13 protein-coding genes are annotated in these 13,600 nt (G+C 41.6%); 6 read left to right on the top strand and 7 right to left on the bottom strand.

Going from position 1 to position 13,600, the window contains the following annotated elements:
* Position 1: 1 nt before the first annotated feature.
* Genes GYM62_RS01475 through GYM62_RS01485 form a run of 3 tightly spaced genes read right to left on the bottom strand, consistent with a single transcriptional unit; the run spans position 2 to position 2,870 of the window.
* On the bottom strand, positions 2-1,417 hold the full coding sequence (locus GYM62_RS01475) for an NAD(P)(+) transhydrogenase (Re/Si-specific) subunit beta (RefSeq protein ID WP_255590482.1): 1,416 nt from the start codon (positions 1,415-1,417) through the stop codon (positions 2-4).
* A gap of 1 nt (position 1,418) precedes the next feature.
* Complete coding sequence (locus GYM62_RS01480) at positions 1,419-1,730, bottom strand: NAD(P) transhydrogenase subunit alpha (protein WP_219958026.1); 312 nt, start codon at positions 1,728-1,730, stop codon at positions 1,419-1,421.
* A 3-nt stretch (positions 1,731-1,733) separates the two neighbouring features.
* On the bottom strand, positions 1,734-2,870 hold the full coding sequence (locus GYM62_RS01485; RefSeq protein WP_219958027.1) for a Re/Si-specific NAD(P)(+) transhydrogenase subunit alpha: 1,137 nt from the start codon (positions 2,868-2,870) through the stop codon (positions 1,734-1,736).
* 354 nt (positions 2,871-3,224) lie between these two features.
* Between GYM62_RS01485 and GYM62_RS01490 the strand changes: the two genes are divergently transcribed.
* The 5 genes from GYM62_RS01490 (at position 3,225) to GYM62_RS01510 (ending at position 7,609) form a co-directional block, all read left to right on the top strand.
* On the top strand, positions 3,225-4,289 hold the full coding sequence (locus GYM62_RS01490) for an NAD-dependent epimerase/dehydratase family protein (RefSeq protein ID WP_219958028.1): 1,065 nt from the start codon (positions 3,225-3,227) through the stop codon (positions 4,287-4,289).
* Positions 4,286-5,194: an AraC family transcriptional regulator gene (locus tag GYM62_RS01495; protein ID WP_091654768.1), complete on the top strand. Its 909-nt coding sequence runs from the start codon at positions 4,286-4,288 to the stop codon at positions 5,192-5,194. Before GYM62_RS01490 ends, GYM62_RS01495 begins: the two co-directional genes overlap by 4 nt.
* Before the next feature lie 3 nt (positions 5,195-5,197).
* Complete coding sequence (locus GYM62_RS01500; RefSeq protein WP_219958029.1) at positions 5,198-6,238, top strand: MBL fold metallo-hydrolase; 1,041 nt, start codon at positions 5,198-5,200, stop codon at positions 6,236-6,238.
* Between the two features lie 64 nt (positions 6,239-6,302).
* On the top strand, positions 6,303-6,653 hold the full coding sequence (locus tag GYM62_RS01505) for an MmcQ/YjbR family DNA-binding protein (protein WP_219958030.1): 351 nt from the start codon (positions 6,303-6,305) through the stop codon (positions 6,651-6,653).
* Positions 6,650-7,609, top strand: coding sequence for an ABC transporter ATP-binding protein (locus GYM62_RS01510; RefSeq protein ID WP_219958031.1), 960 nt, complete (start codon positions 6,650-6,652; stop codon positions 7,607-7,609). Before GYM62_RS01505 ends, GYM62_RS01510 begins: the two co-directional genes overlap by 4 nt.
* Before the next feature lie 121 nt (positions 7,610-7,730).
* Here GYM62_RS01510 and GYM62_RS01515 read toward each other — a convergent pair whose 3' ends face one another.
* Genes GYM62_RS01515 through GYM62_RS01525 form a run of 3 tightly spaced genes read right to left on the bottom strand, consistent with a single transcriptional unit; the run spans position 7,731 to position 11,385 of the window.
* Positions 7,731-8,261 (bottom strand): peptidylprolyl isomerase, encoded by a 531-nt coding sequence (locus GYM62_RS01515; protein ID WP_091655603.1) that lies wholly within the window; start codon positions 8,259-8,261, stop codon positions 7,731-7,733.
* 3 nt (positions 8,262-8,264) lie between these two features.
* Positions 8,265-8,984, bottom strand: a complete 720-nt coding sequence (locus GYM62_RS01520) for a bifunctional 2-polyprenyl-6-hydroxyphenol methylase/3-demethylubiquinol 3-O-methyltransferase UbiG (protein WP_219958032.1) — start codon at positions 8,982-8,984, stop codon at positions 8,265-8,267.
* Entirely contained in the window at positions 8,971-11,385 is a 2,415-nt protein-coding gene (locus tag GYM62_RS01525) for a YfhO family protein (protein WP_219958033.1), read from the bottom strand. Before GYM62_RS01525 ends, GYM62_RS01520 begins: the two co-directional genes overlap by 14 nt.
* A 147-nt stretch (positions 11,386-11,532) precedes the next feature.
* Between GYM62_RS01525 and ffh the strand changes: the two genes are divergently transcribed.
* Positions 11,533-12,870, top strand: coding sequence for a signal recognition particle protein (ffh, locus tag GYM62_RS01530; RefSeq protein ID WP_091655606.1), 1,338 nt, complete (start codon positions 11,533-11,535; stop codon positions 12,868-12,870).
* Positions 12,871-12,985: 115 nt separating this feature from the next.
* On the opposite strand, the gene GYM62_RS01535 is transcribed toward ffh, so the two are convergent.
* Positions 12,986-13,462, bottom strand: coding sequence for a nucleoside deaminase (locus GYM62_RS01535; RefSeq protein ID WP_091655607.1), 477 nt, complete (start codon positions 13,460-13,462; stop codon positions 12,986-12,988).
* Positions 13,463-13,600: the final 138 nt, after the last annotated feature.

Raw genomic sequence — 13,600 nt, forward strand, 5'->3', positions numbered from 1 at the left:
TTTATAGGTTTTTTACCTCAGCTATCAATTTCTCGAGAGAATCTTTTGCATCTCCGAATAGCATCCTGTTTTTCGGATGGAAAAACAGTTCGTTCTCGATGCCAGCATATCCCTTGCCCATTGACCTTTTTAATACGATCACATTTTTGGCATTCCAAACCTTGATAATTGGCATACCGAAAATAGGGCTATTCGGATCATTTTCTGCAGCTGGATTGACAACATCATTGGCGCCAATGACCAAAACCACATCGACACTATTCATAGAATCATTGGCATCTTCCATTTCCAAAAGTTTGGGATAGGGAACATCAGCTTCTGCCAACAATACATTCATATGTCCAGGCATTCTTCCTGCTACAGGATGGATCGCATAGGTCAGTTCAACTCCCTTTTCTTCTAGAATTTTCTCCAGATTATGAACAGTGTGCTGAGCTTGTGCCACAGCCAAACCGTACCCGGGTACTACGCTTACTTTATTGGCATAAGCAAGCAAAATTGCGGCATCAGTGACGGATATTTCTTTGACAGTTTCCTGACTTCCTTCTTTTCCGGAAGAGCTGTTACTTCCACCTCCAAAAGATCCGATTATCACGTTGGTCAAGGATCGATTCATAGCGGTACACATGAGTACAGTTAGGATAGTCCCTGCAGAACCTACCAAAATCCCTCCTGTCAGCATGGCTTGATTCCCATACAAAAAGCCTCCAAATGCAGCGGCCATTCCAGTGAAGCTGTTTAGCAAGGAAATGACTACCGGCATATCAGCACCTCCAATTGGCATCACAAAAAGAACTCCGTAAAGCAGAGAGGCAAACAACAAGGCATAGATGAAACTCATTTCTGAGCATCCTACCACAACCATCCATGTAGCTAATCCAAATAGTAAAATCAACAGGGCAATATTGATGAATTGGCCTGCAGGAAGCGCTTTATCTCCGATTTTTCCCTCTAATTTCCCATAAGCTACTATAGAGCCAGAGAAGGACACCGAACCAATAATCAAGCCCAAGAGAATTACCAAGAGCATCCCTGATTCTGTTTCCTGGCCATGTCGTAAATGATCGAATTCAACAAGAGAAATGACTGCAGCACAGGCCCCTCCCATACCATTGAAAAAAGAAACCATCTGGGGCATGGCAGTCATTTTTACTTTGAGCGCCATGCGGGTGCCAATGACAGTCCCTATAATTAGTCCAGCTAGGATAAGGGTGTAGTTGAGCCATTTATCGGCAGTTAGTTCTTCTTTAAAAAGTATGGTTGCTATTATTGCCAAACCCATTCCATAACCGGCAATTAAATTCCCTTTTCTTGCCTTGTCCGGGCTGGAGAGCATTTTCAAGCCCAAAATAAACGTAATAGAAGCGCCTATATAGCAAAGCTCCAAAATGCTGAGTCCTAGTAAATCTGTCATCATATTACTTGGATTTTTTCTTAAACATTTCGAGCATTCTGTTGGTGACCACAAATCCACCCACCACATTCAGCGTACCTAGAATAACAGCTAAAAAGCCCAGAATTAATGCATAGTAGTTGCTGGGATCTGCTTGGAGCATGATGATAATAGAGCCGATGATTACGACCCCATGAATCGCATTGGCGCCAGACATCAAGGGAGTATGAAGAACCGCGGGAACATTCGATATCACTTCAATTCCCAGAAATACCGAGACGATGATCAGGAATATGAATTCCCTGTTTTCATAAAAAAGGCTTAATAATTCTTCCATAGTCTAGACTGGATTGCTGGGGAAAAGGATTGATTTTACGCGTTCGCTTTGTATACTTCCTTGGTGAGTGACACAGGTGTTGAAAACAATATCATCATCCCAATTCAGGTTTAAAGCGCCAAACTCTCCGATTATCAGTTTGAGGAAATTGACCATATTTTTTCCATACATTTTACTGGCATCCAAAGGCATGGTGCTTGGTAAATTGGAATTTCCAATGATACTGACTCCATTGGAATTGATGGTTTGATTGTCTTGGGTAAGCTCGCAGTTTCCTCCAGAGGATGCAGCTAAGTCTATGATGACTGATCCAGGAACCATTTCGGCAACAGTTTCTTTGGTGATCAATAGCGGAGCTTTTCTTCCGGGTATCTGGGCAGTACAAATGATGATATTCGATTTCTTAGCATGCTCTTGAATCAATGCCTGTTGCTTGGCTTTGTACTCCTCACTTTGTTCTACCGCATATCCTCCCGCCGTGGCTTCATCTTTGGCGCCTTCTACTTTGATGAATTTGGCTCCCAAACTCTTCACTTCCTCTTCAGCAGCTGCACGCACATCGAAAGCTTCCACAACTGCACCCAAGCGTCTCGCCGTAGCAATTGCTTGCAGTCCTGCCACCCCGGCACCTAAAACCAAAACTTTGGAAGGGATGATGCTTCCAGCAGCGGTCATAAACATGGGGAAGAATCGTGGAGAATGAGATGCAGCCATCAGAACAGCCTTGTATCCAGCCACTGTCGCCATGGAAGAAAGAATATCCATCGCCTGTGCCCGGGTTGTTCTGGGAACATTGTCCATGGAGAAGCTCGTGATGCCCAATTTTAAAAATCTTTCCACCAAATCTTTATTTGAAAGAGGCTGAAATACACAAACAAGGACTTGTTCAGCTTTCAGAGTTTCTAATTCTGTAGAGGTAGGTGGATTGATTCCCAGGATCAAATCGGCTTTTAGTACTTCTTCCCTTTGGGAGATTTTTGCACCTGATTTTTCAAAATCAGTGTCAGAAACGAAAGCATGGTTTCCAGCTTGGCTTTCCACCCACACATTTACTTCTAAGGAAATAAGGCTTTTTACACTTTCAGGTAATAAGGCAACCCGATGTTCTCCCTCGGGTTCTTTTAAAAGGCCAATGGTCATGGACGGTGATTTGATGCTAACTCCTTCAATTTAAGGGTTTATTAGGATAAATGAAAATCCTTTGAAAATTAAAGTGCCTAAAGAATCAAAAATTACTTTATATAATCCCTTCTCAGATCGGTTACAAAAAAATATAGAAGGAATTTATAAAAGTTGATTTGGTTTTAAGGTTTTCAAATCAGAATCAAAATGTCAATTTGAAGCCTTTAAGGATAGGTTTAATTGATTTAATTAGTGAATATGAATAATGCGATATTGTGAGATTCATGCAATTTGTTTAAGTCTTTCAGCAATTTGTATACTTTTTTGGGTTTTGCTTGTTAGACCTTTGTACTCTATCAAAATCGAAAAATCATGACTTCAATAGATTTATCCAAACCAGTTTTAGTTACAGGAGCAACGGGTTTTGTTGCCGGGTGGATTGTTAAAAAGCTTCTTGAAAAAGGAATGACCGTCCATGCGGCTGTAAGGGATCCTGAAAATGCAAAAAAAACCAATCATTTGAGGGATTTGGCAAAGGATACACCAGGGAAAATCCTGTTTTTTAAATCTGATTTATTGGATGAAGGAAGCTATGAGGACGCTATGAAGGATTGCGAATTGGTTTTCCATACCGCTTCTCCCTTTACCTCCAATTATAAAGACCCTCAAAAAGACTTGATCGATCCGGCCGTAAATGGGACAAGAAATGTATTGGAGCAAGCCAATCGAACAGCCTCGGTAAAAAGAGTGGTAGTGACCAGCAGTTGCGCAGCTATTTATACCGATGCCAGCGAAGTAGCTCAGACACCGAAAGGAATGTTGACTGAGGAAATATGGAATACTACTGCCTCTTTGGATTATCAGCCTTATTCCTATTCCAAGACTTTGGCAGAAAAAGAGGCATGGAAAATTGCTAAATCCCAGTCTCAATGGGATTTGGTGGTGGTGAATCCATGTTTGGTACTAGGACCGGCAGTAAATCCGGAAACGGCGACTTCAGAGAGTTATACCATCTTAAAACAGTTGGGTGACGGCACTATGAAAATGGGGGTTCCAAATTTAGGTTTGGGGATCGTAGATGTTCGGGACTTGGCAGAAGCACATTTGAATGCAGGTTTGCTTCCTGAGGCAAATGGTAGAAATATTATCTCTGCACACAATACCAATATGCTGGAAGCCGCAAAAATTCTCCACAAGCATTTTGGGGATAAATATCCCGTTCCAAAAAAAGCGCTACCCAAATGGTTATTGATGCTGGTCGGACCTTTTGTCAATAAAATGATTACCAGAGATTTTGTAAAAAAGAACGTAAACGTAGCCTGGAAAGCAGATAATTCTAAAAGTATCCGAGAACTTCAAGTGAGCTATAGATCGCTGGAGGAAACAATGGTGGATTCATTTCAGGTGATGATTGATTATAATTTAGTAAAAGGGTGAAAGAGGTTTTTATCATAGATTCCATATCAAAAGCCCATCAGGTTCTTGGCTTACCCAAACCGCTTCATCCCTTGGTTTCTGTGGTCAGGCAAAAAGATATTCAGCTAGACCAGATTCAAGAAGGAATGAAAATCAGGATAGATTTATTCCAAATCTGGCAAAAGGAAGGAATGGATTGCGAAATGGGATATGGAAGAAGTTCTTATGACTTCAGGGAAGGCACTTTAGCTTTCATCAAAGCTGGCCAAGTACTCACTGCTGGAAATAAGGAGATGAACCCAAGCTCCGAAGGTTGGCTGCTCTTATTTCATCCAGACTTGATAAGAAAAAGTGATTTGGGGGAAAATATCCATACATACGGTTTTTTTGATTACGAGACGAATGAAGCTCTGCATGTGTCAGATGGGGAGAAAAAGTCATTGTCAGAGTTGATCGAAAAAATTGAACTTGAATTAAAGCAACCTATCGATAGGCACAGTCAAAATTTGATTCTGACGAATATTGAATTGCTATTGGGGTATTGTCTGCGATATTATGACAGGCAATTTTACTCTCGAACCAACCTCAATCAGGATTTGGTTAGTCGATTTGAAAAAATCCTTCGGGAATACTTTGATTCAGAAATGCCCGGAGAGAAGGGGCTTCCGACGGTCAAATACTTAGGTGAAAAAATGAATATGTCATCCAGGTATTTGAGTGATTTGTTAAGAAAAGAGAGTGGAAGAAATGCACAGGAATATATTCATCATATTCTAATTGAAAGGGCGAAGAATTCACTTTTGGGAACCAAAGAAGCGGTATCTCAGATTGCCTATCAACTGGGATTTGAGTATCCTCAGCATTTTACCAAACTTTTTAAGAGTAAGACTGGAATGTCGCCTCTGGAATTTAGAAACTTGAATTAAGCCATGCCTTTTCGTCAATTTGGAGGAAGAGTGACAGATTCACTCAAAAATAGATATCAGCAATCACCTAACTGGAGCGATGGTAAATTTCAGAATTTACAGGATACCAGTATGAGTATTAGCCTGAAAGACTTTCCTAAAATCCTGTACCAGCAATTAAGTGGTCGTTCTGATAGAACTCCTAATAAGCCACTGCCTATCAAAAGTTTTGATCATCAGAAACTGATGGATACTTCTGAGAAGATGATGTATGCCTGGTATGGGCATTCTGCAATATTCATGAAGCTTAATGGATTGAATATTTTGATCGATCCTATGCTTGGGCCAGATGCATCTCCCATCGGACCAATCACTACCCAACGATTTTCGAAAGATAGCCTGGATCTGATCGATGATTTTCCTGAGATTGATCTCTTGTTGATGACTCATGATCATTATGATCACTTGGATTTTGAAAGTATTAAGAAGCTGAAAAATAAAACCAAGCGTTATTTTGTGGCTTTGGGATTGAAAAGGCATCTGGTCAGTTGGGGAGTGGATTCAGCCTTGATCACCGAGTTTGATTGGTGGGAGGAGTATGAACTGGGAGGTGTGAAAGTTACTTTTACCCCAACACGACACTTTTCAGGCCGGGGACTCACGGACAGAGCAAAGTGTCTTTGGGGAGGATGGGCTTTTCAGACTGCAGCAGAATCCATCTGGTTTAGTGGAGATGGAGGCTATGGTCAGCACTTTCAGAAAATCGGAGAGCATTTTGGTGGTTTTGACTTCGCATTTATGGAATGTGGTCAATACAACGAGCATTGGAGACAAATTCACTTATTTCCGGATGAATCAGTTTTTGCTGCCCAAGATGCTTTTGCAAAAAAGATTATGCCTGTGCACTGGGCGGGATTTACTTTAGCTCCTCATCATTGGAAAGAGCCAGTGGAAATTTTCACTGCAACTGCAAAAAGCCGGCAAATGGATTTTGTGATCCCTCAAATAGGGGAGTTGAGAAGCGTGGAGGAAACTCACTGGGAAGAGTGGTGGAGGGAATATTGAAAAATTTCAAAGAATTTTTCCTGAGATAAGCACTGAAAAGGTAAATTGATAAAAAAAACATTCCTTGACCTTAGCCTATTTCAGAGAATATTGCCTTGCCAAACCGGGTGTATCAGAAGATACTCCCTTCGATGCCAACACGCTTTGCTTTCGAGTGGGAGGGAAGATTTTTGCGATAACGGATATCGAGCAGTTTGATTTTATCAACTTGAAATGTGATCCAGAGCAAGCTATTGAGCTAAGAGAACGCTTTCCTGGAATTACTCCGGGATACCATATGAATAAAAAGCTGTGGAATTCTGTGTCTGTTTTAGGTGAGGTTCCCGATCAATTGATTCTAGATTTGGCAGACCAATCTTATGAGTTGATATTTGCCTCCTTACCAAAAAAGTTACAAGCCGAAATCCTACCATGACATTTTTTTCAGTTTCCAAACTCAGTAAATCTTACCAATCTATCCCCGCTTTGAAGGATTTTTCATTGCAGATGGAAAAGGGAGATTTCATTTCGATAGTAGGTGAAAGTGGTTCTGGAAAATCAACACTTCTAAGAATCATGGCTGGTTTGGAGACAGAGGATGAGGGTGAAGTATTATTAAATGGTGAAAAAATTCTCAACCCTAAGAAAAAGTTGGTTGCTGGATATGATGAAGTCAAGTTGATCCATCAGGATTATCACCTATATCCTAATAGTTCGGTGGAGGAAAATATACTCCGGCCTCTTTTGCATTATGATAAAGCTTATGCGAAAAGCAGGCTTGAAACCTTGCTTCGACAGTTCGGGCTAGAAGGATTCAGAGAAAGACTACCCAGACAACTTTCAGGGGGACAGCAACAAAAAGTAGCTATAGCCTCTGCTTTGGCGATTGAACCAGAGGTCTTATTGTTAGATGAACCATTTTCCTCTTTAGACACCATTCAAAAGCATCAATTAATTGCAGATTTGGGCAAAACCTTGAAGGAAATGAATTCCTCGGTGATTTTCGTGACCCATGATTTGGATGATGCGCTTAGATTAACCGATAATCTGATCATTCTTCAGAAAGGTAAAATCATACAACAGGGTAATTCCCGGGAACTTTGTGAGCATCCGAAAACAAGATATGTGGCCCGCCTTTTCTCTCCAATCAATTTGATTCCAGACAGGATCAATAATTATTTAAGGCCCAATGAAGTCAAACTGAGGACTAAGGGAGGTTTGTTGGGCCATGTGGTAGACTCCCGTTTTTTGGTTCATTACAATTCTCTTCGAATCCAATTAAGAAACGGTGGAGATATTTGGGAGGTGGATGATCCTGCCAGAAAATATCAGGTCGGTGATCGGGTGTATTTGCTTTGGGATGAAGAGAAGGTGATGCTTTTGAAAAAATAAAAAACCCTCCAAAGGTTAAATATCCCTTGAAGGGTTTTGAGCAAATACTTCCAAGTCAAATGTCGGTACTGCCAATTGCCTATTTTTCAGCTTTCAAAATTTAGTATTCTGAATTTAGCTTTCACCCTTCCTCATGTTCTCCATGCTCTCCATGAACATGTCCATGAGAAAGCTCGTCTTCTGTAGCTTCTCTTACCTCGATCACGCTGCCTTCGAAGTGCAGATCGAAACCTACCAATGGATGATTAAAGTCCAATAATAAATTCTCGCCTAAATCCTTGAGAACCTTTGCCTGCATGGAATAACCGTTTTCATCCATCAAGGGTAAAAACTCTCCTTCTTTGATCATTTCTTCTGTAAAGCCTCTTTCTTTGGAAAATTGCTCTTTGGGAAGAGTGATCAACAATTCGTCATCAGGCTCTCCATAAGCTTCTTCTGTTGTTAGGCTGAAGTTAAAATCATCGCCTTCTTTTTTACCAGCTAATAATTCTTCAAACTTTTCCGGAAGTCCACTTTGACCAAAAAGGAAGTAGAATGGATCTTCTTCATCTCTCACTTCCACGCTGAATGGCACGGATTCTATATCATCTTCTACTTTGCTAACTTTTAGTTCGTAGGTTAATCCTACCACTGCGTTTTCTGTGATTTTCATTTCTTACTTGATTATGCCGTATTTCAGGCGAATGCTGATTCTTTCTTTTAATACTTCCCACTTGCTGCGGGGAGTTGATCTTTCCAAAGGTTTGGTAGCCTTGAAAACGAAATATTGATAGTCTTTTTCTTCGTAGAAAACGGAGTATGTTTCCATTTTCTCCAAATAGAAACCATTTGCTGTGAGACTTTTGATCAGATCTCCCGAGTCTAGAGGCTGATCGATCACCTGTAGTTTCTCCGGTTCATTTTCAATCATCCACTGAAGATAACGCGGGGAGGGAATATGTATAAAAACTACAGAGTCTTGGTTAGCGTGTTGTTGTATGGTCTGAAAAAGCCTTTGATGCTGGTCCACTGGGATATGTTCCAATACATCTGGGAATACGATGAAATCAAAGCTTTCTCCGACTTTATGAAAGTCAGACATATCAGATACTTCAAACTTCAGGTTGCTTTGATCTTTCCATAAAGCCTTGGCTTTTTCAATACTTTCCGGGGAAATATCTACAGCCAAAACTTCTCCGTCCTTGACCAAATTGGCCAGTAAATAAGATACTGTTCCGATCCCACAACCAACTTCCAGAACTCGGTGATGTGATTTCAAGCCAGCCATTACCACCTTATCCAAAATGCTTAGATGCCGGGAATTGATTCCGGTTTTCTCCTGCTTTTCGGAAAACTGGTCGTAAAAACTGACTACTTTATCTTTAGGATCTTCCATTTTTCTCTTTGAATGTCATCACTACTCCACCGATCAAAGCTACCAAAATCAGGTACTGGAAAATGATCATTGGAGTTTTTGTGGAAAGATAGCTACTCGGTGCAAAGGTAAAGACTATTTCATGACTGCCCTGAGGAACATCCAACCCCCTCAATAAATAATTGGTTCGCAGGATAGGAGTTTCCTTTCCATCTATGGTAGCGGTCCAGCCTTCTGGATAATATATTTCGGAGAATACAATCAATCCTCCTTGATCCATTTCCGCTTGATACCGGAGTTCGTTGGGGCTTTGAGAGGTCAAAGTTATTTGTCCTACTCCTGCACCAACAGATCCAAACTCACTAGTATTCAGAGTAGCTTGGGTTTTGGTGTCAATCTCCCCAATTTCCTTTATTTCTTCTTCATTGCTTGCAACAGATGAAACTTGAAGCGGTACCCAAGCAGGACCGTTTGCTTCTGGATTTTGAAAAACCGCATTAGCCTCCTGTCCAGCTATCAGGTATTTGGTATTGAGCATGTTGATAACTCCAATGCTTTCCCAATCAAAATTACCCTCCTGAGCTTTTCCAACAAAGGCCTGAATTTCATCCTGCAATTGATAATCAATCAAATCCTGATAACGTCTCAATTTAGCACCGTGGTACCCGCCTAAGCTATATAACCTATAGCTTGTTCTTGCTCCTTGGGTCAAAGACTCTGTTAGACTCAAAACTCTGAAGTATCCAGGATCCGAAGTGATTTCCTTTTCTGCAGGAGTTTCAGCGAAAAACTGTCTGGATGGATTTCCCTGAAAGGATTCTTCATTTAAATACCTTCGATTAATACTCCACAAATCTATGCTGACTAATAGAATCAAAGCTGCTCCCAGAATCATGTCCGATATTTTTCCTTTAATTCTGAAATAAACCAAGGCAAAAGCAGCTGCAATCAAGCCAAAGCTTTTCCAGGCAGATGCAGAGAGCATGGCCTTACGGTCTTTTTGCAAAGCGGATGCTAACCAGTCCGGTAAGCTTGAATCTACCGCTCCTTCAAAACGGAAAAATGCACCTGAGGCTATTGCCAAAAGCAATGCCAGGCCTCCTACAATGGCACCCGATAGGTACAAGGGTTTCAAGTCACCTTTTTGAACCAACCTTTCCAGAGAAATCATTCCCAAGACAGGGATGGCAAAAAGCGTCATTCCCAATGCCATGGACACAGCTCTAAACTTGTTGTATCCCGGAAGTACATCAAATAGGAGATAATTAAACCAAGCCAGATTCTTGCCCCAGCTAAGCATCAGTGAAAAAATGATGATGACTCCGAAAGCGATCAAACTTTCCTTTGGAGCAGCCCAAAAACCTAGAATTGCCAAAAATACCAATATCACTCCTCCATAGATAGGACCTCCCGTAAATGGCTGATCGCCCCAATAGGTTGGAGCAGATTTAATAAATCCGTTGATTTGTGCAGGATCCACTCCATTACTTCGTAAGGCCTTTTCAGCCTCTGAATTTTTGGGAAGGGGAGTTTGACTTCCACCTCCGTAAAAATCAGGAACCAAAAGAGTAAGTGTTTCCAATTTACCATTAGACCAGTTGAATGCATAATCCTTATCCAATCCGGCAGACTCCGTTTCCAAAGTCGCTTTTCCGCGGGTTGAGTAAGGACTGTATTCCAGGGCCGTAGCCAGTCTTCCCAAATTCCCGCCAACTGCTAAAATGGCTCCAATAGCTAAATATCCAATCGCTTTTGCAATAGGAGCGATTCCTTCTTTTTTCCAATCAAAAACAAGCCTCACCAAGACATAAATCACAGAGATGATTAAGGTGTAATAAGTGATTTGAAGGTGATTGAATTTAAGTTGCAGCAAAAGGCCGACAGCCAATAAAGCGGCGCCCAAAATATGCTTCTTTTCAAAGGCCAAATGAATACCTGCAAGAATCAGCGGAATTAGGCATACAGCCCATATTTTAGCATTATGTCCTGCTTCGAGTGAAAGTAGGTTGTAGGTATTGAATGAAAAAGCGATAGCTCCCGCAATGGCGAAGATGGGTCGGACACGAAAACTCAACAATAAGATATACATGCCCAGCATCCCGAAAAACAGCCCATTTATAGGGTGAGGAAGTCCCAAAGTCAAAACAGATACCAGTGCATTGGTGATGTCCCCGGGAAATTCCAAACTGATAAAATAAGCCGGCATACCTCCAAACATGGAATTGGTCCAAAGTGCCTGCTCGCCAGTTTCCGCTCTATAATCCAAGACTTCCTTGGCAGAGCCTTCCCATTGAAGTATGTCGCTTTGAAAGATGACTTTTCCATCGAAAACCAATGGAGAAAAGTAAAAAACGATCAGTAAGTAGAACACCCCAACACCTATTAGATGCGGGAGGATTTGTTTTTGAAAATTCAGCTGCATGAATTGATTTTCGTATATGAAACAGAAAGCATGCAAATTAGGAATTAAAAGGCAAAGAAGAACTGAAAAGTGGATGGATTAGCGTCTTTTAGGCTTTCGTTCGGGCGTGAAAATTAGTACTTTTGCAGCAAATAGCGGAATAACCACATGTTTGATAATTTAAGTTTGAAACTGGACCGGGCTTTCAAAACCCTGAAAGGAACCGGAAAAATCACCGAAATCAACGTTGCAACCACGGTTAAGGAAATCAGAAGAGCCCTAATCGATGCTGACGTTAACTATAAAGTAGCGAAGGAAGTCACAGACACCATTAAGACTGAAGCCTTGGGGCGGGATGTGTTGATCTCTGTATCTCCGGGTCAATTATTGGTGAAAATCACCCAAGAGGAGCTGACCAAATTGATGGGCGGTACCAAGGCGGATATCAAACTCAGCGGAGAGCCTGCGGTTGTTTTGATTTCCGGTTTGCAGGGTTCTGGTAAAACAACCTTTACCGGAAAACTGGGAAGCTATTTGAAAAAGCAGGGTCGTCAGGTCTTGCTAGTTGCTTGCGATATTTATCGTCCGGCGGCGATCGATCAGTTGAAAGTATTGGGTGAGCAAATCGGTGTGGAAGTTTATGCCGAGCCTGAGAATAAAAATGCCCTGGAAATCGCCAATAATGCGATTGCCTATGCGAAGAAGAGCGGGAAAAAGACGGTAATCGTCGATACCGCGGGTCGCTTGGCGGTAGATGAGCAGATGATGAATGAAATTGAGGCTTTGAAAAATGCCTTGAAACCATCTGAGACCTTGTTTGTGGTGGATTCCATGACAGGTCAGGATGCTGTGAATACTGCGAAGACATTTGATGAGCGTCTCGATTTTGACGGGGTGGTATTAACCAAATTAGATGGTGATACCCGTGGTGGGGCTGCTATTTCCATCCGTCACGTAGTTAATAAGCCCATCAAGTTTATTTCCACCGGTGAAAAAATGGAGAATCTGGATGTGTTCCATCCGGATCGTATGGCCCAGCGAATTCTGGGTATGGGTGATGTGATCTCCTTGGTGGAGCGTGCTCAGCAGTCTTTTGATGAGGATGAAGCCAAGCGGATCAATGCTAAAATCCGTCAGAACAACTTCAATTTTGATGACTTCCTATCTCAGTTGGAGCAGGTGAAGAAAATGGGAAATATCAAGGACTTGATGGGGATGATTCCTGGAATGGGTAAGGCGATGAAGGGATTGGATATAGATGATGATTCATTTAAGCCGATCGAAGCGATCATTCGCAGTATGACGCCTTTGGAAAGAGAAAACCCGGATGTGATTGATGGAAGTAGAAGAAAGCGAATCGCTGACGGTTCAGGTAGATCGATTACAGAAGTGAATAATTTGATGAAGCAATTTGCAGATATGCGCAAGCTGATGAAGCAAATGAATAAAATGGGCGGAGCCAAAGCTGCTATGAGCAGAATGATGCCTGGAATGGGAAGAAGATAAAGGCAGAAATATAAAGTAAGAAATCAATCAAAACCCGGCCTGAAAGGATCGGGTTTTTTCTTGCTTCTAGTCTCTCGCTTCTAAATTCTATCCTCTAATCTCTCGTTTCTAATCTCTAATACACCTTCTTATCCTCTTTCTTCTTCCATAGCTCAAAGACTTTTTGGGATTCTTTCCGCATTCCGTTGAGCATGGGGATTTTGCGTTGCGTAGGATCTATCTTGATTTCCTCATAGATAAAATCATCATCAAAACCGGCATCTGCTGCGTCTTCTTTGGTGCAGGCATAAAAAACTTTACTCGGCCTGGCCCAGAATATAGCTCCCAAGCACATGGGACAAGGTTCGCAGGAAGTGTAGACTTCACAACCTTCGAGCTGAAAATGTTGGAGGTTTTTGCAGGCATCCCGAATAGCGACCACCTCTGCGTGGGCTGTGGGATCGTTATTTTTAAGAACGCTGTTTGAGCCTTTTCCTATGATTTTTCCGTCTTTGACGATCACACAACCAAAAGGTCCTCCATGCCCAGCTTCCATCCCGTTTTGAGCCAGTTCGATGGCTAATTGCAAAAAGTGTTTTTGAGATTCGGTCATGAAGTAAAGTTAAAAAATTAAGAACAGTGTAGTTGGTTATAGAATAAATAAATCAAGAAAAAGGCTTGATTTCTGCGATTCTGCGTCGCTGCGAGATAATTTTTACCGCTGAGACGCGCAGGGCACAAGGTTATTTTT

This window comes from Algoriphagus sp. NBT04N3 (assembly GCF_019443765.1).
In the GTDB taxonomy this organism is placed as follows: Bacteria; Bacteroidota; Bacteroidia; order Cytophagales; family Cyclobacteriaceae; genus Algoriphagus; species Algoriphagus ornithinivorans.